Consider the following 26,154-nt stretch of genomic DNA (forward strand, 5'->3'; position numbering starts at 1 on the left):
ATCAGCCGTGCGTAACCGACCGCCCGCACCGCTCGTTGGCCAGCATGCAAGCCCCCACCAGGCGCACGGTCAAGCCGAATTGCGACCTGTCACCCGATGGAGTGGCTTTGGCTCGCCGGGGCAACCGTCCGGCTGGCCGGGGTGTCGACAACGACGAAGGGAGGTGTGGCCCGTGACGGCAAACGTGCTGGAGCACCGGCGGGCGAAGGCCTTCGCCGAGGCGCTGGAGGCCCACCAGGCGGAGCAACGCCGCGCGGCCAACGCTGAATCGGCCAACACCGCTGCCACCGAAGCCGGTTCGGTCGGGATGGCCGAACTGATCGGCCTGGCCGACGCGCTGGAGGAGGTGGCCCGGCCGACGCTGGACCAGGAGGTCAGGACGGTCCAACGCGCCCAACTGATGGCCGCGTTCGAGCAGGCCTTCGCAGGCGGACCGGGCGCCACGGTGCCCCGGCAGCGCCGGCGCCGGGGCGCCCGAACGGCCCCGCGCGGTCGGTGGAGCCGCCGCTTCGCGATCGGCGGACTCGTCGCCGGGCTCGCCGTCGGCAGCCTGGCCGGGGCCGCCGCCGCGAGCTCCAACGCCCTCCCCGGGGACACGCTGTACGGGATGAAGCGCGGCCTCGAAGGGCTGCGGCTCGGCCTCGCGGACTCCGACTCGGAGCGCGGCGCGCTGCTGCTCGACAACGCCGCCACCCGGCTCGGCGAGGCCAACGCTCTGGTCGGCCACGGCGATCCGGTCGGCGCGCTCAGCCCGTCCACCGTCGACCGGGTCCGCCGGGCGCTGGACGACATGCACGCCGACGCCCTCAAGGGCCGTGAGCTGCTGCGCTCGGTCTACCGCAGCAACGGCTCACTCGACCCGATGCGCGCGCTGGCCGGCTTCGCCCACGACGAGGACGGCCGCTGGAGCGAGCTGCAGGGTCGACTTCCGGTCCAACTCACCGAGCAGGCGCACCTGGTGAACCAGCTCTTCGACGACATAAGCGAGGACGTCGCGCCCCTGCGCCTGGCCCAGCCGCCCGCCAAGAGCGGTGGCCCGGCCGGCACCGGAGCGGGCGACGACTCGTCCTCCCCCACCGGCGGCTCTCCGGTCGGCTCCGCCGCGAACGGCGCCGGTGCCGCGCCCGGCTCCGAGCAGTCCCAGGGCGGCACCGGCGCGGGCAACGGCGGCAGCCGCCCCGGCAGCACCGCGCACGCCCCGGCCAACCCCGGCACCGGCTCCTCCGCCGGCGGCGGTGCCAAGGGCGGCGGCCTGCCGAGCACCCTGCCCACCAGCGCCCCGGACGCGGTCAACGGGCTGGTCGGCGACCTCACCAACGGGCTCACCGGCGGCGCCGGCAAGCCCTCGCCGAGCGCCGACGTGGCCCCGCCGCAGGCCCCGCAGGTGCCCGGCACGCCCAGCTCCGTGCCCGGCGCCCCGCAGCAGGGCGTGGACGTGCCCCCGCTGGTCCCGGGCCTGCTGCCCGGCCTGCGGATCCTCGGCGGCAGCTGACCGATACGGGCGAGGGCCCCCGGCGGAACGCACCCCGCCGGGGGCCCTCGCCGTGCGAACCGTCAGAGGGGACTGCGGACCGTCGGAAGAGCCCCGTCAGAAGAACACCGAACGCCGCTGCACCAGCAGCTGGTAGAGGGTGTGCTGGATGGTCTCGCGCACCTCGTCGGCCAGGTCGAACACCAGCATCGGGTCGTCCGCCGCCTCCGCCGGGTACCCGTCGGTGGCGATCGGCTCGCCGAACCGGATCGTCCACTTGGTCGGCAGCGGCAGCATCCCGAGCGGCCCCAGCCAGGGGAAGGTCGGCGTGATCGGCACGTACGGCAGGCCCAGCAGCCGGGCCAGCGTCTTCACGTTGCCGATCATCGGGTAGGTCTCCTCCGCCCCGACGATCGAGCACGGCACGATCGGCACCCCGGCCCGCAGCGCCGAGGAGACGAAGCCGCCGCGGCCGAAGCGCTGGAGCTTGTAGCGCTCGGCGAACGGCTTGCCGATGCCCTTGAAGCCCTCCGGCCAGACCCCGACGACCTCGCCACGTTCCAGCAGCGTCTGGGCGTCCTCGTTGCAGGCCAGGGTGTGGCCGGCCTTGCGGGCCAGCTCGTTGATGCCGGGCAGGACGAAGACCAGGTCGGCGGCGAGCATCCGCAGGTGTCGGCGGTGCGGGTGGTGGTCGTGGATGACCACCTGGGTCATCAGAGCGTCCAGCGGGATCGTCCCGGAGTGGTTGGCGACGATCAGCGCGCCGCCCTCGGCCGGGATGTTCTCGATCCCCTGGACGTCGATCCGGAAGTACTTCTCGGCCAGCGGGCGCAGCAGCGAGAGCAGCACCTCCTCGGTGAGCTCCCGGTCGAAGCCGAACTCGTCCACCTCGTAGTCGCCGGTGATCCGGCGGCGCAGGAAGGCCAGCCCCTCGGTGGCCCGGCCCTCCCAGCCCTTGCCGAACAGCCGGGTGGCCGCCGGGCCGAGCTGCCCGGACAGCGCCCCGCCGACGGCCCCCGCGAGCCGGTCGGCCAGCCCGGGAACCTCGGGGGACGTATAGCTGGGGGCGGACTCGATCGGGATGACCTTGGCCTCGCCCGGCACGTTGTCGGCGGCGGCACTCATGGCGGCTTCAGCTCCTCGGTCGGCGGGGGCGGTTCGGTACGGCGTTCGGCACGGCGGGGACGGCCCCCTCCTGACCGAGCAGCCCGGTCAGCCGGTCGGTGACAGCGGCCAGCCGCTCGGGCGGCAGCAGGCCCGGGCCCTGGGCGGCGGCGAAGTCGGCGAAGGCCTCCGGGGTGCTGAACGCCGGGCGGTAGCCGAAGGTCTCCCGCAGCCGGGTGGTGTCCACCACCCGGCCGTGGGTGAGCAGCCGCAGTTGCTCGGGAGAGACGTCGACCAGCCGGGTCCGCCGGGCCAGCGCGGCCATCCAGCTGACCGCGGGCAGCAGCAGCGGCAGGGTGGGGCGGCCGAGCCGGCGGGCGCACTGGGAGAGCAGCAGGACGCCCTCGCCGGCCACGTTGAAGGTGCCGGTGTTGACGGTCCCCGGTGCGGGCTCGTCGGCGGCCCGGCAGAGCACCGCGACCGCGTCGTCCTCGTGCACGAACTGCAGGCGGGGGTCGTAGCCGAGCACGGTCGGCAGCACGGGCAGCGCGAAGTACTCGCTGAGCGGGGTATCGGGGTTGGGGCCGACGATGTTGGCGAAGCGCAGCACCGTCACCGCGACGTCCGGGCGGCGCCGGGCGAAGCCGCGCACATAGCCCTCGACCTCGGCCGCGTCCTTGGCGAAGCCGCCGCCGGGCGGATCCTTCGGCTGGATCCGTTCGCTGAACACCGCCGGGTCGCGGGGCGCGGAGCCGTAGACGCCGGTGGTGGACTTCACCACCAGCCGGCGCACCCCGGGGGCCTTCTGGCAGGCGCCGAGCAGCTGCATGGTGCCGATGACGTTGGACTCCTTCACCGCGGAGCGGTTGGTGGAGCCCAGACCGGTGGCGCTGACGCTCAGGTGCACCACGGTGTCCACCCGGTACTCGGCGATCACCCGGGAGACCGCGGGGCGGCGCAGGTCGAGCTGGTGGAAGGTGTACGGCGCGGCCGGACCGGCCGGCTCCTCGGCCGGCTGCCGCGGCGGCTGCACGTCCACGCCGACGACCAGGTCCACACCGGGGCTGCGGCGGACCTCGGCGACGAAGCGGGCGCCGAGATGGCGTGCCACGCCGGTGACGAGCACGACGACGCCCACGGTGCTGCACCCCATTCCCTCGGCCCGAGCGGCCTGCGTGCACCGTACCGCGCCGCCGTACCGGGCCGTGAAAACGACACCGCCCGCCGGGGCCACGGGGGGCCTGGGCGGGCGGTGGAAGCGCTGGGCGCGCTGGGCGCGGCCGGGGGCGCTTACTTCTTGTTGCGACGCTGAACGCGAGTGCGCTTGAGAAGCTTGCGGTGCTTCTTCTTGGCCATACGCTTGCGACGCTTCTTGATGACAGAGCCCACGGAACAACCCTCGCTCACTGAGACTCTCGTCCGTGAGAGACGGAGTCCATACGACTGACGTGAGGGCCTAGCCTACCGTCCGCGTGGCCGGGGCTGTAAATCGCGCTCCCGGCAACCGGGAAACTCGCGGGAAATCCGGGGCGAACGGGGGCGGATCCACAACCGCGGACCCGCCCCCGCCCGACCTGGGGCTACGCGCTCTCAAGCCGCACGTAGGACTCCTTGAGGTACTCGTGCACCGCCTGCTGGGGCACCCGGAAGGACCGCCCGACCCGGATGGCCGGCAGCTCTCCGCTGTGCACCAACCGGTACACGGTCATCTTGGACACCCGCATGACCGCGGCAACCTCCGCCACGGTCAGGAAGACGACTTCCTGCAAGGGGCGTTCGCCGGAACTCATGACCATCACCCGACCCTTAACCCGTGTGCAAGGCACCGGCTTCCCCTCCGGTGACTCCACCGGCACACGTGTATCCCCAGAGTAGTTATGGGTGGTACCAGTGGGAAGAGGGGAAGTGCAGTCCTCGTACGGTGAGAGATAGGACCGTTGCAGTACGTAGCCACTCGGCGGTTCGCACCAATGGGCGTACGCACCGCCTGCCAGGCCCGGAACCGGGGCGGCGGAATCAGGCCAGCAGGCCGTGGTGGGGGAACACCGCGCGGCGGCTCGCGAGAATGGCCTGATCGAGCCGGTCGGCCGGATCGTAACCCGCCTCGAAGTCGCGCCAGGCCGGACGGGCGCCGTCGGTCATCCGCAGCGGGGCCGGGCGGCGGGTGCGGCGGTGGACCTCGGCACGCCAGGCCTCGGGGGTCTCGGTGGCCGGGTCGACGGGCCGGCCGGCGGCGGTGGCGACCAGGTGGGTCCAGGTGCGCGGGACGACGTCCACCACCGCGTAGCCGCCCCCGCCGGTGGCCACCCAGCGGCCGCCGGTCAGCTGGTGGGCGAGGTCGTGCAGCTCCTCGGCGATCAGCCGCTGGGCGTCCACGGTCACGGCGAGGTGGGCGAGCGGGTCCTCCAGGTGGGTGTCCGCGCCGTGCTGGGTGACCAGGACCTGCGGGCGGAAGGCTCCGAGCAGCTCGGGCACCAGGGCGTGGAAGGCGCGCAGCCAGCCGGAGTCGCCGGTGCCGGCCGGCAGCGGCAGGTTGGCGGCGGTACCGGGGGCGTCCGGGCCGCCGGTCTCGGTGGGCCAGCCGGTCTGCGGGAAGAGCGTGGCGGGGTGCTCGTGCAGCGAGACGGTCAGCACCCGGGGGTCGTTCCAGAAGGCCTGCTGGACACCGTCGCCGTGGTGGACGTCCACGTCGACGTAGGCGACCCGCTCGGCGCCGAGTTCCAGCAGCCGGGCGATGGCGAGGGCCGGGTCGTTGTAGATGCAGAAGCCGGAGGCCTTGGCGGGCATCGCGTGGTGCAGCCCGCCGGCGAAGTTGACCGCGTGCGGGGTCTCGCCGCGCCAGACCGCCTCGGCGGCGGCCACGGACTGACCGGCGATCAGCGCGGAGGCCGAATGGAGCGCCGGGAAGGACCAGTTGTCGTCGGTGCCGAGCCCGTGCCGGGGGTCCGACTGCTCGGGGTGGGCGGCGGCGTGCTTGACCGCCTCGACGTACTCCCCGGTGTGCACCAGCCGCAGGGTGGACTCCCCGGCGGGCGGCGCGGACCGGACGGTCACCCCGGGCCCGGTGCTCAGCCCGAGGGCCTCGACCAGGCGCATGGTGAGGGCCAGCCGGGTCGGGTCCATCGGGTGGCCGGGGCCGAAGTCGTAGGCGGTGACGGCCTCGTCCCAGAAGAGGTGCAGGCCGCAGGGGGTGTCACGCTCGTCTTCGGGCATGGCCTCCACCGTAGCGGGTGGGGGTGGCCGGGCGGCCGCCAGGGCTCGCCGACGGCGGGACGGGGAGAGGGGGACTGCCCCCGTCCGCCCGCCCCGGCCCCGTCGTCGTTCTACGCGGGCGCGGTCGCCGGTGCCGGGGCGAAGCGCTCGGCCAGCGGCAGGACGGCGAGCACCAGCAGCATCGGGGCGAGCAGCGCCCAGCGGTACGAGCTCGCGTCGGCGATCGCCCCGACCAGCGGCGAACCGATCAGGAAGCCCACGTAGTTGAAGAGGTTGAGCCGGGCCACGGCGGCGTCCGAGTCGGCCGGGAAGAGCCGGCCGCCGGCCGCGAACACCTGCGGGATGATCGCGCAGATGCCGAAGCCGAGCACGGTGAAGGCGGCGATGCCCGCCCAGGCGGCGGGCGCCACGGCGGCCAGCCCGAAGCCGAGCGCGGCCACCGCGGCGCCCGTGCGCACCACCGGGACGGCGCCGAAGCGCTGCACCGCCCGGTCGCCCAGGGCGCGGCCGAGCAGCATCGCGACCATGTAGCCGAGGTAGGAGAGCTTGGCCAGGTCGTCCCGGCTGCCCAGGCCGTCGGTGAGGTACTTGACGCTGTAGTTGGAGACCGAGGCGTCCGCGATGTAGGCGAAGGCCATCGCCAGACACAGCGGCAGCAGCGGCCGCCAGGGGATGGTCCGGGCGGCGGCCTCGGCGGCTTCCCGGACGGCGTCGCCGAGTTCGGCCGGACCGGCGGTGGGGGTCCCCCCGGCCGAAGGCTGGGGGAGGGTGCCGGCCAGCACCGCGAGCGGGGCGATCACCGCGGCGGCCGCGCCGAACAGCACCGGCAGCCCGAGGTCGTAGTGCGAGCCGAGGCCCGCGATCGCCGCGCCGAGGATGCCGCCGAGGCTGAACGCGGCGTGGAAGCCGATCATGATCGACCGGCCGTAGCGGTGCTGCAGGCCCACCCCGAGCATGTTCATACTGGCGTCCAGCGCGCCCACCAGCAGCCCGAACGCACCCAGTGCGAGAGCGAGTTGCCACAGCGCGTCGCCGAGGCCGGCGCCCGCGAGGCTGAGGCAGACGGCCGGCTGGACCACCCGCAGCACCGCCCGGGCACCGGTGCGCCTCACCAGCCGCTCGGAGAGGACCGAACCCACCCCGGCCAGGATCGGCACGGCGGCCAGGAAGACCGGCAGCAGCCCGTCGCTCAGCCCGTACCGGTGCTGGATCTCCGGGATGCAGGTGACCAGCAGCGCGAAGGCGGTGCCCTGGAGCAGGAAGCTGACGGCGAGCGCGGCCCGCCCGACGCGCAGGCCGGGCGCCACCGGGGACGAGACGGGCCGAACGGACGGCACGGCACTCAATGCGGACCTCCAGACGACCTCGCTACCGACCGGTAGGACGATGTTGGCGAGAGCGTAGGCGGTGCGCCGCGATTGTGGGAGGGGTCGCGCAGGGACTTCTGTCGCGGGTCACTTGCCGCCGGAGGCCAGCTCCCGGGAGCGGTCCCGGGCCGCCTCCAGGGCACCCAGCAGCGCGGCCCGCACACCGTGGTTCTCCAGCTCGCGGATCGCCGCGATGGTGGTGCCGGCCGGGGAGGTGACCGCCTCGCGCAGCTTCACCGGGTGCTCGCCGGAGTCGCGCAGCATCACCGAGGCGCCGATCGCGGACTGCACGATCAGGTCGTGCGCCACCTGCCGGGGCAGGCCGAGCAGGATGCCCGCGTCCGTCATCGCCTCGACCAGGAAGTAGAAGTAGGCCGGGCCGGAGCCGGACAGCGCGGTGGCCGCGTCCTGCTGGGACTCGGGCAGGCGCAGCGCCTTGCCGACCGAGCTGAAGATCTCCTCGGCGCGCACCAGGTGCTCCTCGGTGGCGTGCGAGCCGCCGGAGATGACGCTCATCCCCTCGTCCACCAGCACCGGCGTGTTGGGCATCACCCGGACCACCGGGGTGCCGGCCGCCAGCCGCTCCTCGAACCAGGCGGTCGGGACACCGGCCGCGGCCGAGATCACCAGCCGGTCCGGGCTGACGTGCGGGGCCAGCTCCTCCAGCAGGGTGCCCATGTCCTGGGGCTTGACCGCGAGGATCAGGGTGTCGGCCAGCTTGGCCGCCTCGGCGTTGGAGACCGCCACCACGCCGTAGCGGGCGGCGAGTTCGGCGGCGCGCTCAGGACGGCGGGCCGTCACCAGGACGTCCGCCGGGTCCTTGCCGGCCCGCAGCAGGCCGGAGAGCAGGGCCTCACCGATCTTGCCGGTGCCCAGGAAGGCGATCTTCTGTCCGTGCGCTGCGCTGCTGCCCATGGTCCGCTCCTTGCCTCGGTACTGCGGCCATCCTCGCACCGCGCGGCGACGCCCGTCGGGACCGTCCGGTCCGTGGTCCCCGCGGATCGGAGAGCGGCGCCCCTAGGGAGAAAACTCCGGGGTTTCCCCTATGGCCTCCGGGCCCGTACGGGCGCACCGTGGAGCCATGGCACACGACGAGATGTCCCGACGTGAGAACCGGCAACTCGCCGCCGCCTCGGCGACGATGGGCCCGTGGCGAACGGCCGCGGGAGTCGGTGCGGTAGTGGGGGCGACCGCCCTGGGGGTCGAGGCGATCTCCGGCGACTGGTCGCTGAGCATGCTGGCCGAGCCGGCCGGCTGGGGTCTGTTCTTCTTCTTCCTGACCGCCTGGGCGGGCGGACAGCTGCGCCGGGACACCGGCGACCGGCGGCTGCAGCGGTGGACCCGCGAGCACCCGTGGCAGTCGGCGCTCCCGGCGGCGGGCGCGCTGCTGGTGCTGAACACGCTGGCGCAGCTGTTCCTCGGGGACGCCGGCCTGCTCGGCGCGTTCCTCGTCTCGCTCATCCCGGTCGGCGTCCTGCTGGCGATCGCCGGGGTGGTGAACGGGGTGAAGGAGGCCCGCGGCAAGGGCTGAGCCACGGCTGAACACCGACGCGATTCCGGACAAAGGGTGGTGAACACACTCACCCCGCACACGAGTTCACCACACAGAGTGCCCCCGATCGACGAATCGTCACACCCCGTCGGCATACTGGCGCGATGCCGATAGCCGAAGATCCGGAACCGCGCCCCTCCGAGGGCCGCGAGCCGGGCGGGTCCGACCCGTCCGAAGCGGGCGGGAAGGACCCGTTCGCAGGCCTCGTCCTGGACGAGGACTTCATCAAGTCCGCCACCGTGAAGGAGCAGTCCGGGCGCACCCGGATGCTGGCCGCCCGCTGGAAGCGCACCCCACCGGTCGACCCGGGCGGCCGCCGCTCCGTCAACGACGGCCCGGCGACGGCCAAGCGTCGGTTCGGGCGCAAGCCCAAGCTCCAGATGGTCGACCCCTGGGGCAACCCGCGCCCGGCCAAGCGCCGAGGCAAGCTGGAGTGGCGCGCGCCGCTGTACGTCGTGCTGACCATCGCGGTGCTGCTCGCCGCCCTGAACATCGACGGGCTGCGCAACTGGTACTCGGATCACGTCCGCGGGAACGGCTCCTCGGCCGCGCACACCCCGGTGCCGACCGTGGCCCCGGAGACGGCCAAGCCGACCACCGCGCCGCCCACGGTGCCCGACGACCAGCCGACCGTCGCCCACCCCTGGCGCGGCTCCCCCGCCGAGGGCTGGCCGACCGGTACCGAGGCCATGGCGCTGCCCGAGGCCAAGGCCACCGGGGTCTTCGACGCCGACGAGGTCGCCGCCCAGCTCCAACAGGTCAAGGACTACCTGACGGCCACCAACCTCGACCCCAAGGTGATCGCCGGCGGCCGCCCGGACGCCGCACTGGCGATGCTCGACCGCGAGGACCGGGCCGATGCCGTCGCCGCCCTCGACCACCCCAAGAAGGGCGCCAACGCGACCAGTTGGTTCTCCCGCTTCGACCCGCGCGAGGCGCTCCCGGTCGGCGACACCATCAAGGTCCAGGGCCGGATCAGCTACGAGGGGGACGGTGACGGCGGCGTCCTGATCCACACCGATTTCACCTACGTCTACCCGCTGCGACCCGGCCCCGAAGCCGAGAAGCTGGCCAGGGAGCGCCGCCCCTCGCCCGGCGCCTCGCAGCAGCAGCCCGACCCGCAGGACGGCACCGCCAAGCCTGCGGGCCTGATCGTCCGTGCTTCCGACGCCTCCGACGACACGTGGACGGCCCGGACGATCGTCCGCAGGACCGACGACTTCCGCTTCTACGATCCCGACCACTACAAGGTCGAACCCAAGAAGCTGGTCTTCGCCAACGGGCGGTCGCACGTGGGGAACAGCTCCTGCGACGTCTACGACGGCTTCATGCACCCGCAGTTCCACCAGTTCGCCCGGCCACACCCCGAGCAGACCGGTCCGACCACCGATCCGTACGACCGCAGCAAGGACCTGCCCGCCGAGCCCGGCGGGTGCGGCACCGCCAGCCGCAGCTGACCGCGGTCAGCGCTTGCGCTTGCCCCGGCCCGGCGTCTTGGCGCCGGGCCGGCCGCTGCGGCTCGTCCGGCGCTTCCCGTGCTGCTCGACGGCCCGCTGGTAGGCGGCCCGCTTGACCCCCTCGCCGGGGGCCTCGACCAGGCTGCGGGCGAAGTAGGCGGCCAGGGCGCCGGCCCCGCCGATCAGCCAGACCGCGCCGAGCGACTTGTCCTCGGCCATCCAGCCGGTCAGCTGGTCCTTGCCCTCGGTGAGCACCTTCCAGGTGCGCAGGACGGCCATCATCGAGCAGACCGCGATGGCGGCGGTCAGCAGCCCGTTGAGGAAGCCGCCGCTGTCGGAGAGCGCGACGCCCTCGACGCCGAAGCGCAGCACCAGCACGGCGGCGGCGGTGGCGACCAGGGCGCCGGCCGAGACGCCGACCCGGCGCAGCCAGTAGCCGTCGTCCCGGTTCAGCCAGCTGGTGCCGAAGAAGCGGATCGGCTCGGGCTCGGGGGCGCCGGCGGCCTTGGGGGCGGGGGTGGGGGGCTGCTCGCTCACGCCCTCGATTTTGGCTTCCTCCCCGGCTAAACGCCAAGGATTCCCTCCGGCCTCGCGACCGGACTGGTCGGGCGGTTACCCGCCGTCCTGGTTGGCGCTTCACTGACCAGCCGATGCCGAGGTCTCCACGCCCTGCAACCGCATGCCCTGCGGCCGTTCGGTACGGATGTTGCGGGTCCTCGGCTTGGCTATCGCCGAGGACCCGCCGAGCATAGTGGATGCCGGTGTCTCAGCCGAGCTTGCCGACGTCCCGGACGGCGCCCTTGTCCGCCGAGGTGGCCATCGCCGCGTAGGCCCGCAGCGCCTGGCTGACCTGGCGGTCGCGGCTCTTCGGCCGGTAGCCGCCCGCGGCCTCCAGGGCGCGGCGACGCTCGGCGAGGACCTCCTCCGGCACCTCCAGGGAGATCCTGCGGCCCGGGATGTCGATGGCGATGGTGTCGCCGTCCTCGACCAGCGCGATGGTGCCGCCGGAGGCCGCCTCCGGGGAGGCGTGGCCGATGGACAGCCCCGAGGTGCCGCCGGAGAAGCGGCCGTCGGTGACCAGCGCGCAGGCCTTGCCGAGGCCGCGGCCCTTGAGGAAGGAGGTCGGGTACAGCATCTCCTGCATGCCCGGACCGCCCTTGGGGCCCTCGTAGCGGATGACGACGACGTCGCCCTCCTTGACGCGCTTGGCGAGGATCGCCTCGACCGCGTCCTCCTGGGACTCGACCACGACGGCCGGGCCGCTGAAGGTCCAGATCGACTCGTCCACGCCGGCCGTCTTCACGATGCAGCCGTCCTCGGCGAGGTTGCCGTACAGCACCGCGAGGCCGCCCTCGACCGAGTAGGCGTGCTCGACGCTGCGGATGCAGCCCTTGGCGGCGTCGGTGTCCAGCGACTCCCAGCGCTCGGACTGCGAGAAGGCCTCGGCGGAGCGGACGCAGCCGGGGGCGGCGTGCCACAGCTCGACGGCCTCGGCGGAGGGCGAACCGCCGCGTACGTCCCAGGTCTTGAGCCACTCGGCGAGCGAGTCGGCGTGCACGGTGTGGACGTCCTCGTTGAGCAGCCCGGCGCGGTACAGCTCGCCGAGGATGGCCGGGATGCCGCCGGCCCGGTGCACGTCCTCCATGTAGTACGAGCCGTTGGGCGCGACCTTGGACAGGCAGGGCACCTTGCGGGAGACGGCGTCGATGGCCCGCATGTCGAAGTCCAGCTCGGCCTCCTGGGCGGCGGCGAGCAGGTGCAGGATGGTGTTGGTCGAGCCGCCCATGGCGATGTCCAGGGCCATGGCGTTCTCGAAGGCGGCGCGGGTGGCGATCGCGCGCGGCAGCACCGAGGCGTCGTCCTGGCCGTAGTGGCGGTCGGCGATCTCGACGACCGTCCGACCCGCGTTCTCGTACAGGGCCCGGCGGGCGGTGTGGGTGGCGAGCACCGAGCCGTTGCCCGGCAGGGACAGGCCGATCGCCTCGGTCAGGCAGTTCATCGAGTTGGCGGTGAACATGCCGGAGCACGAGCCGCAGGTCGGGCAGGCGTTCTCCTCGATGATCGCGATGTCCTCGTCGGAGACGTTCTCGTTGACCGCCTGGGAGATCGCGTCGACCAGGTCCAGCTTGCGTACGGTGCCGTCGACCAGGGTGGCCTTCCCGGCCTCCATCGGGCCGCCGGAGACGAAGACGGTCGGGATGTTGAGGCGCAGCGCGGCCATCAGCATGCCCGGGGTGATCTTGTCGCAGTTGGAGATGCAGATCAGTGCGTCGGCGCAGTGCGCGTTGACCATGTACTCGACCGAGTCGGCGATCAGGTCGCGCGAGGGCAGCGAGTAGAGCATCCCGCCGTGGCCCATCGCGATGCCGTCGTCCACGGCGATGGTGTTGAACTCGCGCGGGATGCCGCCCGCCCGCTTGATCGCCTCGGAGACGATCCGGCCGACCGGCTGCAGGTGGGTGTGGCCGGGGACGAACTCGGTGAAGGAGTTGGCGACCGCGATGATCGGCTTGCCGAAGTCCTCGCGGGCTACGCCGGCCGCCCGGAGAAGCGCCCGGGCGCCTGCCATGTTGCGACCGTGGGTGACCGTACGGGACCTCAGCTCGGGCACTGTGCTCCACTCCTTCGGGGCTCTCGACGGCGCCCCGCGGGAGAGGAGGTGCGGGGGCCGCTGGTGGCTACCGAGCCTACGCCCGCCGTCCGGACGGCGGGCAGTCCGTCCGGGATGCGGGCACGCCGGGTCAGCCCTGCTTGACGGCCACGGTGAGGTCCAGGGTGAAGGGCTCGACCACGAGGTCGTCCGGGAAGTCGGCGCGCAGGGCCTCCCGTTCGACGGCCAGGATCGGGGCGCGCTCCTCGGGGGTGAGCGAGGCCAGGAAGGAGCGGGAGGTGAGGTCGGTGAGCACGTGCTCGACGGTGACCCGCCGCTCCCAGCGCAGCCGGGCGTGCCCGACCGCCAGCCCGGCCGGGGCGAAGTGGCCGGTGTGCTCGGTGATCCGGCCGTAGCCGTGGTAGCGGCCGGGCAGCGCGGCGGTCAGCCGCTCGACCCGGGCGCGGACCCAGGGCACGGTCTCGTCGTGCACGTTCCACCAGACGGCGAGCGCGCCGCCGGGCCGCAGCACCCGGATCGCCTCCGGGACGGAGCGCTCGGGGCGGGTCCAGTGGAAGGCCTGGGCGTAGGTGATCAGGTCGGCGGAGTCATCGTGGAAGGGCAGGTCGTCGCCGTTGCCGCGGACCAGCGGGAGCCGCGGCGAAGCGGCCCGCAGCTGGGCGGCCATCCCGGCGTAGGGCTCGACGGCGATCACGTCCGCGCCGCGGGCGGCCAGCAGCCGGGTCGCGATGCCGGTGCCGGCGCCGACGTCCAGGACCCGGGCCCCCTTGAGGCCGTGGCCCCAGAGCCGCTCCAGCTCGTCGAACAGTTCGTCCGGGTAGCTCGGGCGCGCCGCGTCGTACTCGGCGGCCACCGAGCCGAAGCTCTCGGCCAGCTCCCGGAAGTTGCCGAGCTCGCTGAACAGCCGATCCTTCGTCACAGTTCCCCCTCGGCAAGGACGTTCGCGCCCACGCGGGCCGAGCCTCAGCGTACGCGCGAGGGGGTGGCCAGGTGCAAGCGCGTGAAGGCGAGGGCCTCGGCCAGGTCGGCCTCGCGTTCGGCGGGGGACGCGGAACGGCGGGTGTTGACCTCCAGCACCACGTGGCCGTCGAAGCCGGTGCGGGCCAGGTGTTCCAGCAGCTCGGCGCAGGGCTGCTTGCCCCGGCCGGGGATCAGGTGCTCGTCCTTGCCGGAGCCGCTGCCGTCGGCCAGGTGGACGTGGGCGAGGCGCTCGCCCATCCGCTCGACCATCGCGAAGGTGTCGATCCGCGAGGTGGCGACGTGCGAGAGGTCGATGGTGAAGTGTCGGTACTCCTCGTCGGTGACGTCCCAGCCGGGGGCGTAGGCGAGCACCTCGCGGTCGCGGTAGCGCCACGGGTACATGTTCTCGACGGCGAAGCGGACGTCGGTCTCGCCCGCCATCCGGTTGATGCCCTCGACGAACTCGCGGGCGTACTGGCGCTGCCAGCGGAACGGCGGGTGGACGACCACGGCGCTCGCGCCGAGCTTCTCGGCCGCGGCCCGGGCCCGGACCAGCTTGGTCCACGGGTCGGTGGTCCACACCCGCTGGGTGATCAGCAGGCAGGGCGCGTGCACGGCCAGGATCGGCAGCTGGTGGGCGTCGGAGAGCCGGCGCAGGGCGTCGATGTCCTGGCTGACCGGGTCGTTCCAGACCATCACCTCGACCCCGTCGTAACCGAGCTTGGCGGCCAGCTCGAAGGCGACGGCGGTGCTGGCCGGGTACACCGAGGCGGTGGAAAGGACCACCTTGGTGTCGGGGATGTGCAGGGTGGGGTGCTGGGGCAGCACCAGCCGGTCGGTGGTACGCAGCAGCGGCGGGCGGGCGGCGTCTCGCTTGGCGGCCTTGACCGAGCGCACCGACTGGACGGCGGCCTTGGCGGCGCCGGCGGCCCGGGTGGTACGGGTCTCCCGGGGCTGCTCCTTGGCCGCGCCGGTCCGCTTCTCGGCGGTCCTCCCGGCCTTCTCGGCGGTCTTCCCGGTCCTACCGGCGGCCTTCCCGGTCCTACCGGCGGCCTTCCCGGTCTTACCGGCGGCCTTCTTCTTGGCCGCGGCCTTCTCGACGGTCGTCGCGGCGGCCTTCTTCGCGGTGCGCTGGGCCGCCTGGACGGCCTTGGCGGCCTGCGCCGTGGTGGCGCCCTTGACCGCCTTGCCGAGCCGGCGGCGCGTGTCGTCCGGCCGCGGCTGCCCGTCACCGGGAGCGCGGCCCTCCCGCGTCCCGTCCTCGCCCGCTGGTTGCACCACGGGAGACAGCGTAAGCGGAGCACACGCCGAACGGGACCGGGCGCCCGGCGCAGTGACCGGCGGCGCGTGCTCCGCGGCTGAGCCGGACACGCCCCGGGCGTGTCTGACAATTCGCGTCGGATCAGCGCGCGGCGGGAATTGTCAGACACGCCCTACGAGGTGAGGGCGGGGCGGCGGCGGTCGGCGGGGCTGTCCATGGCGTCCAGCTGGCGCAGGATGATGCCCTCGCGCAGCGCCCACGGGCAGACGTCCAGCTCCTCCAGGCCGAACAGGTCCATCGCGGCGTCCGCGACCAGCGCGCCGGCCAGCAGCTGCTTGGCCCGCCCCTCGGAGACGCCGGGGATCTGCGCGCGTTGGGCGACGGTCATCGTGGACAGCCGCGGCACCCAGGCGGACAGCCCGGCGCGGGTGAGCCGGCGGTCGGCGTACGGGCCGGCGTCGGCGGGGGCGGCGCCGGTCATCCGGGCCAGTTGCTTGAAGGTCTTGGAGGTGGCGACGGCGTGCTGCGGCGGCCCGAGCCGGGAGATCTCGCCGACCACGTTCGCGATCTCGGCCCGGATGTGTCGCCTCAACTCGCGCAGCCCGTCCGGGTCGGCGACGTCCCCGGGCAGCCAGCCGGCGGTCAGCCGACCGGCGCCCAGCGGCAGCGAGCAGGCGACGTCGGGCTGCTCGTCCAGGCCGCAGGCGATCTCCAGCGAGCCGCCTCCGATGTCCAGGTTGAGCAGCCGGCCCGAGGACCAGCCGAACCAGCGACGGACGGCCAGGAAGGTCAGCCGGGCCTCGTCCTGCCCGGAGAGCACCCTCAGCTCGACCCCGGTCTCGGCGGCGACCCGGCGCAGCACCTGCTCACCGTTGACGGCCTCGCGGACGGCGGAGGTGGCGAAGGGCAGGATGTCGACCACGCCCTTGTCCTCGGCGACCCGCAGCGAGGAGGTGACGTGACCGACCAGCCGCTCGATACCGGCCTCGCTTATCGCGCCGGAGTCGTCCAGCAGCTCGGCCAGGCGCAGCTCGGCCTTGTGCGAGTACGCGGGCAACGGGGCAGCACCCGGATGGGCGTCCACCACGAGGAAGTGGACCGTGTTGGAACCTACGTCGAGCACACCGAGTCGCATAACTCTCCACGCTACGCGATCCGGCCCCGACGGAGATCGGTTGTGACGGTATTCGCGCTGGTCCCGGCCACTGCGGTGCAAGGCCGGGCGACCGTTCCGTGCGGCCTCAGTGCCCGCGCGGTCCGGCCCGGCGCTCGGTACGGCAGTCGGTGTCCACCCAGCGACGGGCCGGGCCCGGGGTGTCGGTGATCAGGCCGTCTGCGTCCCGGGCCGTCATCAGTTGCCAGGACTCCTCGTCGTCCAGCGTCCAGACGTACACCTCGCGCCCGGCCTTGCGCTCGGCCGCGATCCGGGCGGCGGTGGCCAGACCGGCGTCCAGGGCGATGCCGTCCAGCTTGAGGCCACCCGGGTCCTCGGCGATCCCGCCGCCCTGGATCAGCACCACCGGCAGGGCCGGCGCGACGGCGTGGGCCTGGCGCAGGTGGTCGGCGGAGAAGGAGTACAGGATGACGTGCGCCTTGCTGCCGACCGCGATCCGGGCGATCCGGGCGACGTCCTCGGGGCGCTGCCACTTGATCTCCATGAGCAGCGTGGCGCTGCTGCCGGAGAGGCGCTTGAGCAGTTCCTCCAGGGTCGGCACCGGCTGGGCCGCGCCGGGTCCCACCGTCACCCGCAGGGCTGCGACCTGGGCGGCGGTCAGGTCGGCGACGGCGCCCTTGCCGTTGGTGGTGCGGTCCACGGTGGGGTCGTGCATCAGCACCGGGACACCGTCCCGGGTGGTCTGGACGTCGGTCTCCACCCAGTCGGCGCCCTGGGCGAGGGCGGTCTCGAAGGAGGCCATGGTGTTCTCGGGCGCGTTGCGGGGTGCCCCCCGGTGCCCGATCACCACCGGGGCGTGACACGCCGGCGTCGCCGCGGCCGAACGGGCCCGCAGCACGGGGCCGCCGGCGGCGCACCCGGTGGCCAGGACCGCGAGCGCGGCGAGGACGGCCGTCTGGGCGGCGCGGGGCGGGGCGGTCACGGCTCGGTGCTCCAGCTGCTGCTTCGGTACATCTGCTTCGCGGTCATCTGATCGTTCTGACAGCCCGGGGCCGGTGTCCGGTTCCCGGGCCCGCGGACCGACGTCCCGTCATCGACCTTCCGTCAGAGCAGACCGTCCCACAACTGCTCCACGACAACGGCCCACCAGTTCTCCGAATCGCCGTAGACCGTACCGTCCAGCTCAGCGAGACCGCGCTGCAGGACGTCCACCGCCTCGCCCACGGCCGCCGGGTCGAGCCCGCGCAGCGTCGGCCACCAGCCGGCGAACAGTTCCAGGCAGCGGACGAAGGCACGCAGGTCGGCATTGCAGTGACGGGCGGTCGCGTAGTCGGGGTCGACCGCCTGGACGGTGCCCAGCCGGGTGTCGAGGGTGACGGCCGCCCAGCCGTCCGTGCCCAGCAGCAGCTGCCCGCCGAGCGCGAGCCGCTCGCGCTCGGCCATCCGGGTGCCCCGGCCGAGCGACGCGAGGTGCGCGGCGAGCGGCGGCAGGACGGTGCCCGCGCGAGAGCCGTCCGCGATCGCCACCACCCCCGGGTGGTGCAGCGCGAAGAAACCCTCGACGGCGACCGGCACCCCCACCGCCAGCAGCAGCGCGGCCGCGTCCCCGGACAGCTCGGCCCGCGCCACGTCCGCCGGGTCGAAGCGCTGCACACCGGCCGGGCCGAACCGCTCGGCCAGTCGCCGGGCCAGGTCCTGGTCCGACTCCGGCGGCCGCGGCGCCGCCGCGCGCGGAAACGGCACCCGGTTGCGGGCCGGACCGTCCGGCGGCGCGGGCAACTCCCGCACGGCGGCTGCGCGATGGTCGAACCGTGGGCCGTACGGAAGGTCGAAGTCCGGCCGCAGGTGCGGGAGTTCGGCCGCCAGCGCGTACGCCCAGTAGCCGCCGGGCAGCGCGCTCAGCCGCAGGTCCGTCCGTACGGCCAGCACGTCCTCGGCGGCGATGCCCTGCTCCCGCAGCCACCACCAGCCGCGCAGCGCCGGGTGCGGCAGGCCGGCGGCCGACCACAACGCCAACGAGCGGGTCTCACCGGCGGCGTCCCGGTACGTCAGCTCGGCCCGGGCACCCCGGCCGGTCGCCGGCGGCAGCGTCGGGTCGTACCCGCCCGCACCCACGAAGTCCCGGTAGAGCCCCACCACTTCGTCCACCGGCACCGACGGCCACACCGTGAACCGCCCGCTCTCCCGGTCCACCACCGCACACGCGGCCCCCACCTCCTCAGGCGCCCGCCGCTCCCCCGTCCGCGGATCCACCTCCAGGCGCACCGGCTCCGCCCACACCACCCACCCGAGCTCGAACTCGTGCGCACACACCCGCCGCACCGTCCCGGCCCGCTGCGGCAGATCCCCGTTGATCCACCGATGCCCCGCCTCCACCGCCTGCGCCCGCGAGATCACCCATCCACCCCCGTCATCGAGTCGAAACCCCACCATCATCCAGCCCCGCCCCCACGGCATCGCGCCGACGCCCGCTGCGGCCGGGGCCGGCCGACCACGGGCGGGGCCGCGCCGCAGTCGGTTCGAGCCGAAGACCTCGATGCCGCAAGGGAGGGCTCAGGCGGCGGCCAGGTCGAGGGGGCGGCCTTCGGGGGTCAGGGCGATGGCCCAGAGGCCTTGGGTGGCGGGGTGGAGGGGGGCGGGGCTGTGGCGGGCGAGTTGGTGGTCGAGGTAGGTGACGGCGTTCCGGTGGTTGACGGCGTTCCAGGCGTGGGGGCGGCCGTAGGCGTCCAGGGTGAGGAGGACGGCCTGGGCGCCGTGGCCGGCGCGGCGGAGTTCGGCGGCGAGGCGGTTGAAGGCCTGGCCGCCGTCGCCGAGATCGCGGAAGGGGGCGCCGAGTTCACGTTCGGCCCGGTCGCGGCCGCCGCGTTCGCCGGCGTCGCCCTCGGTGGGGATGCGCGGGGCGGCACAGGTGGGGCGGCCGGTGTAGGTGTCGACGGCGGAGAGGGCGATCTCCAGGCTGTTGTTGGCCCGGCCGGCATCGCGGTAGCCGCCGGCGTTGACGGCCTCGGTCCAGCCGCCGACGGCCGGGTCGGGGTGGCGGGCGGGCAGGTCGTCCTCGTCGCGGGGCACTCGGCGTTCGAGTTCGGCCTGGTGCTCGGGGTCGACCGGTCCGAGCCCGCCGGGCAGGCCGTACGGGCGGCTGTCCGCGATGGTGCGCAGCCGGGGCTCCCGGTCGTCGGCGAGCGGGCCGCGTCGGGCCCGCAGGGCGAGTTGGAGCGCCATCGCGTGGGCGGTGGCGACCGGGACGGCGCCCCAGGCCAGGGTCGGGTCGGCGAGGCCTGCGGCGGTGTCCCGGCGGCGGCCTTCGACGTGGTGCGGCTCGGGCCGGCCGATGACCGGGGTGGTGCCGACGATCGGCGGCTCGGCCGGGGGCGGCGGCGCGGCGACCGGGCCGGACGCGACCGGGTGCGGCGCGACGCCGACCGGGGTACGGGGTCCGCCGGGTCGAGGCTCGACGACCCCGGGAACTCCGGTGACGGGGGCACCGGCCGCCGGCGCGCCGGTGGCGGGAACGCCGCCCACGACGCCGCCGGGCGCTCCCGCGCCGACGCCGCTGCCGAAGGGTGCCGCCGCATGCACGGGGGCCCCGCCGACGCCGACCGCGAGCGGCCCGGGCCCGACGGTGCCGACCGGACCGGCCACCGGGTAGCCGCCCGCGTACGCCGGCGTCCCGAACTGCCCGGCCACTCCTATCACTCCGGCCTGTCGGACCGGCGAGGGCGCGTCCGGCGCCGGGCTGTAGCCGGGACCGCCGCCGGACGGCGAGACGGACGCCGAGACGGAGGGCGCGGGCGGCGCGCTCACCGAGTCCGTCCGTACGGTCACCGGCGCGCTGCCGCCACCGCCGCCACCGCCGTCACCTCCGCCGTTGTGCGCGGGCGCCTGGAGCGGGTAGTCCCCGTCCGGCCAGCTCGCCGCCACCGACCCGCCGCCCTGGTGAGAGGGCGCCGAGGCCGCCCGGACCGCCGGACCGTCGTCCCGCGCCGCGGGCGGCGACCAGTCGGCGGAGGCGGCTGCCGCGCCCCGGTGCGACCCCGGGTACGAGGGGCCGGACGCCGGAGCGGAGGCCGCCACCGGATCGGCCGCGGCCTCGGACGGACCCGAGACCGCGGAGGAGACCACGGACGGCACCACCGTCGGATCCACCACCGGCACCGCGGCCGACACCGTCACCGGGCCCGAGGCCTTCGGGTCGGTCTTCGGGTCGATCTTCGGATCGTCCTTCGGGTCGTCCTTCGGGTCGACCGGGTCGGTCTTCGGATCCCCCTTCGCGTCCCGCGGGTCCGTCAGGTCCGCCAGCGCGAGCCCGTGCAGTTCCTTGCCCGCCTCGTCGGTGAGCACCGGCTTCCCGTGCCCGTCCCGCTGGACGGCCAGGTCCGAGACCCCGACCACCGGCTTTCCGTCCGGCCCGGTCAGCACCAGCAGCCCGGCGGCGTCGGCGACCTGGGTCCCGTCGGAGCGCAGGATGACGGGTTTGCCGTCCGCGCCGAGGACGGGCTGTCCGTGGGCGTCGACCTTGACGCTGAGCCCGGGCACGCCGACCACGGGCTTGCCGTCCTTGCCGGAGAGCAGGACCAGCCCGGTGCCGTCCGCCCCGAGCACGCCGGGCTCGCCGAGCGCGGCGGGCAGTCCGGCGGCGCGCGGGTCGAAGCCGCCCTCGGTGCGGTAGGAGGCGGAGGTGATCCCCGTGCCGGAGGTGGTGCCGAGCCGCAGCAGGGCGACGGCGGCGGGCTCCTTGAGCGCGGTGGACAGGGCGTCCTTCATGCTGCGGCCGAGTTCGGCGAGCAGGCCGGCGATCTTCAGCCCGGCCGCTTCGACCGCGACGTCCTCGACGCCGGCGGCGACCTGGGTGGTGGCGGCGTTCTTCACGTCGTCGGCGACGCCGGCGACGGCCTTCTGCAGGCCGCCGAACACCCCGGTCCGCCCGGGCCCGTCGTCGGTCTTCGCCGCCGTGGCGACCGAGGCCGCGGCCTGCTGGACCTTGGCGGCCTGCTCCTGGGCCTGCTTGAGCTCGGCCGCCAGGTTCTGCAGGGTGGCGATGATCTCCGCCTTGCAGCTGTCCACGGCCCGGGCAGCGGTGTCGAAGGCGGTGCCGACCAGCCCGACCGCGGTATGGGCGTCGTCCAGGTGGCCCTTGCCGCCGCCGCTGAAGGTCTGCCAGTACGCGCTGAAGGACTCGACCGCGTGACCGGAGTTGTCGGCGGTCACCCGCTGGACGGACTCCCCGCAGCGGCGGGTCAGCCGGTCGGCCTCGGAGCCGAACTCCCGCCAGAGCGCGGCTGCTTTGCGCAGCCCCTCCTCGTCGGCCTGCGGCCAGGGCTGGCCGGTCCTGGCCAGGAGCGGGACCAGTTCCTCGGGCAGTTTCCGGGACACGCGCATCTCCCCCTTCGAGCCGGGCCGGTCAGACCGACATGTCCTTGGGGACGACCGGCGCCGCCCCCGGGGTTGCCGACCCGGCAACCGAATACACCGCGGGTGACACCCCTGGCGGGCTGACCGCCGGTTGGGCCTTCCCCGCGAAGCCGTCCGTCGTCGAGGTGTCGGTGTCGGTGGTCCGCTCCGCCATCGCGCGCAGCCCGGCCCCGACCCGGCCCACTCCGCCGGCCAACCCCTTGAGCCCACCGAGGAGCTCACCGTGCGCCGGACCGTACACGGCGGCGAAGGCGCTGCCCGCCTTGTCCGCGCCCCAGGGCGTGCCGAGCGCGGCCAGACTCTCCTCCAGGGTGCCGGCGGCCTTGCCCAGCTCGCGCCCGATCTTCTCGAACTCCCGCCCCTCGCCGCGCAGTTCCCACGGCTTGATGACGAACCCGCCGCTGCCGCCGTCGGACTTCCCGGTGCTGCCGCCTGCCATCCCGTACCTCCCCGTAGCGGACCGGCCGCCATCCTAGGCACCCTCCCGCCCCTCCCGGACCGACCGCCGGACCTCTTCACCCCGCCTTCACGCCGCCCGGAGCCCACCCGGGCGCCACCCCGGGCACGGACTCGGGTGCGGCCACCGGCCCGTTCGCCCCCGCGAAGCTCTACCCTTGCCGGGTGGCACCAGGAGAAACGTCCAAGAAGAAGGCCAAGGCGAAGCCCAAGGCCTCCCCCGCCCCCGTCGACCTCGCGATGCCGACCCTGCGCCGCGAGATCCCGCGCGACGAGGTCCCGCTCGACTTCCCGCGCGCCTGGGTCGAGTTCGCCGACCCCGCCGACGAGGAGCAGGTCTTCCGCTGCGACCTCACCTGGCTGACCTCCCGCTGGTCCTGTGTCTTCGGCCAGGGCTGCCACGGCATCCGCGAGGGCCGCGGCGAGTCGGACGGCTGCTGCACGCTGGGCGCCCACTACTCGGACGAGGACGACGAGAAGCGCGTCCTGGGGCACGCGGCGCGGCTGACCCCCGAGCTGTGGGAGAACTTCGCCGAGGGCACCGACGCCAAGGGCCGGATCAAGTCCGACGGCGGCATCACCATGCTGGACGAGGACGGCGACCGGCAGACCCGCCGGGTCAACGGCGCCTGCATCTTCGTGAACAGCCCGGATTTCGCGGGCGGCGCCGGCTGCGCCCTGCACGCGCTGGCCCTCAAGGAGGGCCGCGAGCCGCTGGAGACCAAGCCGGACGTCTGCTGGCAGCTGCCGATCCGCCGCACCTACGACTGGATCGACCGCCCCGACGACACCCGCTACCTCCAGGTCTCGATCGGCGAGTACGACCGCCGCGGCTGGGGCCCGGGCGGCCATGACCTGCACTGGTGGTGCACCGGGGCGCCGGCCGCGCACCAGGGCGCGGAGCCGGTGTACGTCAGCTACCGCCCCGAGCTCACCGAGCTGATGGGCAAGGCGGGCTACGACGTGCTGGCCCGGCTGTGCGAGGCGCGGATCGCCACCAAGGGCGACCGGAAGGTGGCTCCGCACCCGGCCGACCCGGCCAGGAAGTCCAAGACCGGGTGACCCACTCGTCGGTACCGGCCTACTTGTCGATGTCGCCGACCACGAAGAACATCGACCCGAGGATCGCCACCATGTCCGCGACCAGCGTCCCGGGCAGCAGTTCGGTCAGCGCCTGGATGTTGTTGAAGGACGCCGAGCGCAGCTTGAGCCGCCACGGCGTCTTGTCGCCGCGCGAGACCAGGTAGTAGCCGTTGATCCCGAGCGGGTTCTCGGTCCACGCGTAGGTGCTGCCCTCCGGTGCCTTGAGCACCTTGGGCAGCCGCTGGTTGACCGGGCCGGACGGCAGGGTGGCGATCTTGTCGAGGCAGGCGTCGGCGAGGTCCAGCGCGTTGAGGGTCTGCTCCAGCAGGCACTCGAAGCGGGCCAGGCAGTCGCCCTCCTCCCGGGTGACCACGGTGAGCACCTGCCGCAGCTCCTCGGAGCCGTACGCGAGGTAGGGCTCGTCGCGGCGCAGGTCGAAGTCGAGCCCGCTGGCCCGGGCGATCGGGCCGCTGACCCCGTACGCCTCGGCCTGCGCCTTGGTGAGGACGCCGACGCCGGCGGTGCGGGCGCGGAAGATCTCGTTGCCGAGGACGAGGTTCTCGAAGACCGGCATCTCCGAGCGCACCTTGGCGACGGCGGCGCGGACCCGGCCGAGCCAGCCGGCCGGCAGGTCCTCCTTGAGGCCGCCGACCCGGTTGAACATGTAGTGCATCCGGCCGCCGGAGGCCTCCTCCAGCACGTGCTGGAGCTCCTCGCGGCTGTGGAAGGCGTGGAAGATCGGGGTGATCCCGCCGAGCTCCAGCGGGTAGGAGCCGAGGAACATCAGGTGGTTGAGCACCCGGTTGAGCTCGGCCAGCAGAGTGCGGATCCAGACCGCCCGCTCGGGGACCTCCATGCCGAGCATCCGCTCGACGCCGAGGACGACGCCCAGCTCGTTGGAGAAGGCGGAGAGCCAGTCGTGCCGGTTGGCCAGCATGATGATCTGCCGGTAGTCACGGGCCTCGAACAGCTTCTCCGCGCCCCGGTGCATGTAGCCGATCACCGGCTCGGCCGTGATGATCCGCTCGCCGTCGAGCAGCAGACGCAGCCGCAGCACGCCGTGCGTGGCCGGGTGCTGCGGGCCGATGTTGAGCACCATGTCGGTGGTGCCCGCCTCGCCGGTGAAGTTCTCGGCTCCCGCCCCGATGCCGACCGTGGTCTCCCTCATGAACCCAGAGTCTGCCATCCCGGCACCAGTTCCAAGGCCGCCGGTACCGGCATGTGGACGGCCTGGACCAGCCAGCCGAAGGCGCCCAGCCCGCTCGGGTCGGTGAGTTCGGCCCCCTCCCCCGCGCCGCTCAGCGCCCGCAGGTACGCCGCCGGGTCGGTGGAGGCGAGCGCGAGCGACGGGCGAGCGCCGCTCACCCCGAGCGCGCGCAGGGCCTCGCGCTGGGTTGTCCACAGGCTGTGGAGACCGGGCGCGGCGATCGCGTCCAGCGCGACGTGCGCGGTGACGTCGCAGGAGCCGTCCGGCACCGGGGCCACCTCCCGGCCCTCCCGGAAACCCGCGCGGGTGCCGACGAACGGTCGCCGCTGCGCCGTATGCCCGTAGTCGACGGCAACGGCCAGACCGCGCTCCAGCCCGGCCACGGCCCGCGCCCAGGCCGCGTCCCGGGGCCCACCAAACTCCACGAAGTCCCCGGGGTGCTCGACCGGCCACCAGCGCTCGGCCCAGGCCGCGTCCGCCGCCGAGACCGGCTCGCCGGGCCGCTCCGCACCGGTCGCGGTGTCCACCTCGACGTAGCGCAGCACCCCCTCCCCGTCCACCTCCCCGGCGTCCAGCGGCACGTTGTCCAGCCACTCGTTGGCGAACAGCAGCCCGGTCAGGCCGCGCGGCAGCTCGTCCGTCCACAGGACTGTGGACGGAAGCCCGGCCGGGCGCTCCGCGATCTCCACGCCGTACGGGCGCAGCCGCGCCAGCACCTCGCCGGGCAGCTCGGCCAGCACCCCGGTCAGCAGCTCACCGCGCCCGGCCCCGACGTCGACCAGGGCCAGCTCCTCCGGACGGCCGAGGGCCGCGTCAACCTCGAGCAGCAACCGGGCCACCGCTCGGGCGAACCTCGGCGAGGCGTGCACCGAGGTGCGGAAGTGCCCGGCCGGGCCCTCCGGCCTGCGGTAGAAGCCGCCGTCCGGGTCGTACAGGGCCTGTTCCATGGCGGGCGCCCAGCGCATCCAAGTCATGGGGCGGGACGCTACCGGGCCTCCGGGAGCCCCTCCCAACCGGTGCCGGGGCGTCTCCGACCTACGGAGTAGGACGGATCGCCCTACCGGCGGACCTGGGCACCTCGCGCGACTGCCTAGGCTTGAGACGTGCATCGACTCAACGCCTGGCTCCGCCGTCACCCCATGGTGGTCGACGCCGCATGGGCGTCGATCGTGCTGTTCCTCGGCCTGCTGCCGGGCAACGAGTTCGACACCGGCTGGCGCCTCGACGCCGAGCTCCTGGTCGCGGTGCTGCTGCCGCTGCTGATGGTCTTCCGCCGGCGCTACCCCGACGTCACCGTCGCCGCCGCCATCGGCGTCGCCCTCGGCCAGGTGATCGCCGACGTCGAACCGGGCGCCTCCGCCATCGCCTACCTGGTCTTCGCCTACACCGGCGCCGCCTTCGGCCAGAAGTGGACCTCCCGGCTGGCGCTGGCCGCCGGACTGGCCGCCGGACCGCTGACGTACTGGCAGATGAACCCGATGAAGACGACGGTGCACGCCGGCGAGGCGCACACCCACCCGTACGGCCTCGGCGAGGCGGCGCTGATCACCCTGCTGATGAGCACCCCGTTCATCCTCTGCTGGGCCTGGGGCCGACTGACCAGGGTGCGCCGCGCCTACCTCACCGAGCTGGAGGACCGCGCGGCCCGCCTGGAGCGCGAACGGGACGCCCAGGCCAAGGTGGCGGTCGCCGCCGAGCGCGCCCGGATCGCCCGCGAACTGCATGACGTGGTCGCCCACAACGTCTCGGTGATGATCGTCCAGGCCGACGGCGCCGCGTACGTCCTCGACAACTCCCCCCAGCAGGCGAAGGAGGCCCTCGGCACGATCGCCTCCACCGGACGACAGGCCCTGGTCGAGATGCGCCGCCTGCTGGGCGTGCTGCGC

Annotated in this window: 23 protein-coding genes; 5 read left to right on the top strand and 18 right to left on the bottom strand. The window is 74.0% G+C overall.

Features of this window, described 5'->3' with window-relative positions; translation table 11 throughout:
• The first annotated feature begins 172 nt into the window (after positions 1-172).
• Positions 173-1,492 (top strand): DUF5667 domain-containing protein, encoded by a 1,320-nt coding sequence (locus ABZW30_RS37710; protein ID WP_355675795.1) that lies wholly within the window; start codon positions 173-175, stop codon positions 1,490-1,492.
• 96 nt (positions 1,493-1,588) lie between these two features.
• Here ABZW30_RS37710 and ABZW30_RS37715 read toward each other — a convergent pair whose 3' ends face one another.
• The 7 genes from ABZW30_RS37715 to proC all read right to left on the bottom strand — a co-directional run bounded on the left by ABZW30_RS37715 (position 1,589) and on the right by proC (position 8,070).
• On the bottom strand, positions 1,589-2,596 hold the full coding sequence (locus ABZW30_RS37715) for a lysophospholipid acyltransferase family protein (RefSeq protein ID WP_355675796.1): 1,008 nt from the start codon (positions 2,594-2,596) through the stop codon (positions 1,589-1,591).
• Positions 2,597-2,603: 7 nt separating this feature from the next.
• Positions 2,604-3,713 (bottom strand): NAD-dependent epimerase/dehydratase family protein, encoded by a 1,110-nt coding sequence (locus tag ABZW30_RS37720; protein WP_355675797.1) that lies wholly within the window; start codon positions 3,711-3,713, stop codon positions 2,604-2,606.
• Positions 3,714-3,865: 152 nt separating this feature from the next.
• On the bottom strand, positions 3,866-3,964 hold the full coding sequence (locus ABZW30_RS37725; protein ID WP_003948845.1) for an AURKAIP1/COX24 domain-containing protein: 99 nt from the start codon (positions 3,962-3,964) through the stop codon (positions 3,866-3,868).
• A 191-nt stretch (positions 3,965-4,155) separates the two neighbouring features.
• Positions 4,156-4,365, bottom strand: coding sequence for a helix-turn-helix domain-containing protein (locus ABZW30_RS37730; protein ID WP_148644250.1), 210 nt, complete (start codon positions 4,363-4,365; stop codon positions 4,156-4,158).
• Positions 4,366-4,591: 226 nt separating this feature from the next.
• Positions 4,592-5,788 carry an acetoin utilization protein AcuC gene (locus ABZW30_RS37735; RefSeq protein ID WP_355675798.1) on the bottom strand — a complete coding sequence of 399 codons (1,197 nt, stop codon included), beginning with the start codon at positions 5,786-5,788 and terminating at the stop codon, positions 4,592-4,594.
• A gap of 110 nt (positions 5,789-5,898) precedes the next feature.
• Entirely contained in the window at positions 5,899-7,083 is a 1,185-nt protein-coding gene (locus ABZW30_RS37740; protein ID WP_355675815.1) for an MFS transporter, read from the bottom strand.
• A 159-nt stretch (positions 7,084-7,242) separates the two neighbouring features.
• Positions 7,243-8,070 (bottom strand): pyrroline-5-carboxylate reductase, encoded by an 828-nt coding sequence (proC, locus tag ABZW30_RS37745; protein WP_355675799.1) that lies wholly within the window; start codon positions 8,068-8,070, stop codon positions 7,243-7,245.
• A gap of 166 nt (positions 8,071-8,236) precedes the next feature.
• Here proC and ABZW30_RS37750 point away from each other — a divergent pair, with 166 nt between their 5' ends.
• Both ABZW30_RS37750 and ABZW30_RS37755 read left to right on the top strand, forming a co-directional pair.
• Positions 8,237-8,686, top strand: a complete 450-nt coding sequence (locus ABZW30_RS37750) for a hypothetical protein (protein WP_355675800.1) — start codon at positions 8,237-8,239, stop codon at positions 8,684-8,686.
• 125 nt (positions 8,687-8,811) lie between these two features.
• Positions 8,812-10,164: a hypothetical protein gene (locus ABZW30_RS37755; RefSeq protein WP_355675801.1), complete on the top strand. Its 1,353-nt coding sequence runs from the start codon at positions 8,812-8,814 to the stop codon at positions 10,162-10,164.
• A gap of 6 nt (positions 10,165-10,170) precedes the next feature.
• On the opposite strand, the gene ABZW30_RS37760 is transcribed toward ABZW30_RS37755, so the two are convergent.
• The 9 genes from ABZW30_RS37760 to ABZW30_RS37800 form a co-directional block, all read right to left on the bottom strand.
• The gene (locus ABZW30_RS37760; RefSeq protein WP_355675802.1) at positions 10,171-10,701 is read right to left on the bottom strand and encodes a hypothetical protein; all 531 of its coding nucleotides are present in this window, start codon (positions 10,699-10,701) and stop codon (positions 10,171-10,173) included.
• 229 nt (positions 10,702-10,930) lie between these two features.
• Positions 10,931-12,775, bottom strand: a complete 1,845-nt coding sequence (ilvD, locus tag ABZW30_RS37765) for a dihydroxy-acid dehydratase (protein ID WP_355675803.1) — start codon at positions 12,773-12,775, stop codon at positions 10,931-10,933.
• Positions 12,776-12,905: 130 nt separating this feature from the next.
• Positions 12,906-13,694 carry a methyltransferase domain-containing protein gene (locus tag ABZW30_RS37770; protein ID WP_355675804.1) on the bottom strand — a complete coding sequence of 263 codons (789 nt, stop codon included), beginning with the start codon at positions 13,692-13,694 and terminating at the stop codon, positions 12,906-12,908.
• 44 nt (positions 13,695-13,738) lie between these two features.
• Entirely contained in the window at positions 13,739-14,542 is an 804-nt protein-coding gene (locus tag ABZW30_RS37775) for a sugar phosphate isomerase/epimerase (protein WP_355675816.1), read from the bottom strand.
• A gap of 626 nt (positions 14,543-15,168) precedes the next feature.
• Positions 15,169-16,131, bottom strand: a complete 963-nt coding sequence (locus ABZW30_RS37780) for a Ppx/GppA phosphatase family protein (RefSeq protein WP_355675805.1) — start codon at positions 16,129-16,131, stop codon at positions 15,169-15,171.
• Positions 16,132-16,237: 106 nt separating this feature from the next.
• Positions 16,238-17,092: a glycerophosphodiester phosphodiesterase gene (locus tag ABZW30_RS37785; RefSeq protein WP_355675806.1), complete on the bottom strand. Its 855-nt coding sequence runs from the start codon at positions 17,090-17,092 to the stop codon at positions 16,238-16,240.
• Between the two features lie 122 nt (positions 17,093-17,214).
• Entirely contained in the window at positions 17,215-18,507 is a 1,293-nt protein-coding gene (locus tag ABZW30_RS37790; protein ID WP_355675807.1) for an SUKH-4 family immunity protein, read from the bottom strand.
• Between the two features lie 156 nt (positions 18,508-18,663).
• On the bottom strand, positions 18,664-21,483 hold the full coding sequence (locus tag ABZW30_RS37795) for a toxin glutamine deamidase domain-containing protein (RefSeq protein ID WP_355675808.1): 2,820 nt from the start codon (positions 21,481-21,483) through the stop codon (positions 18,664-18,666).
• Between the two features lie 28 nt (positions 21,484-21,511).
• Positions 21,512-21,961 carry a hypothetical protein gene (locus ABZW30_RS37800; RefSeq protein ID WP_355675809.1) on the bottom strand — a complete coding sequence of 150 codons (450 nt, stop codon included), beginning with the start codon at positions 21,959-21,961 and terminating at the stop codon, positions 21,512-21,514.
• Between the two features lie 257 nt (positions 21,962-22,218).
• On the opposite strand from ABZW30_RS37800, the gene ABZW30_RS37805 reads away from it, so the two are divergent.
• Positions 22,219-23,040: a hypothetical protein gene (locus ABZW30_RS37805; protein WP_355675817.1), complete on the top strand. Its 822-nt coding sequence runs from the start codon at positions 22,219-22,221 to the stop codon at positions 23,038-23,040.
• Positions 23,041-23,059: 19 nt separating this feature from the next.
• On the opposite strand, the gene ABZW30_RS37810 is transcribed toward ABZW30_RS37805, so the two are convergent.
• Both ABZW30_RS37810 and ABZW30_RS37815 read right to left on the bottom strand, forming a co-directional pair.
• Positions 23,060-24,229 (bottom strand): NADH-quinone oxidoreductase subunit D, encoded by a 1,170-nt coding sequence (locus tag ABZW30_RS37810; RefSeq protein ID WP_355675810.1) that lies wholly within the window; start codon positions 24,227-24,229, stop codon positions 23,060-23,062.
• The gene (locus tag ABZW30_RS37815) at positions 24,226-25,242 is read right to left on the bottom strand and encodes an SAM-dependent methyltransferase (protein ID WP_355675811.1); all 1,017 of its coding nucleotides are present in this window, start codon (positions 25,240-25,242) and stop codon (positions 24,226-24,228) included. The genes ABZW30_RS37810 and ABZW30_RS37815 overlap by 4 nt, the downstream gene beginning before the upstream one ends.
• Positions 25,243-25,371: 129 nt before the next feature.
• Here ABZW30_RS37815 and ABZW30_RS37820 point away from each other — a divergent pair.
• On the top strand, positions 25,372-26,154 hold a 783-nt coding region (locus tag ABZW30_RS37820), incomplete at its 3' end, for a histidine kinase dimerization/phosphoacceptor domain-containing protein (protein WP_355675812.1).

Origin of the sequence: Kitasatospora sp. NPDC004669 (genome assembly GCF_040609455.1) — a bacterium.
In the GTDB taxonomy this organism is placed as follows: domain Bacteria; phylum Actinomycetota; class Actinomycetes; order Streptomycetales; family Streptomycetaceae; genus Kitasatospora.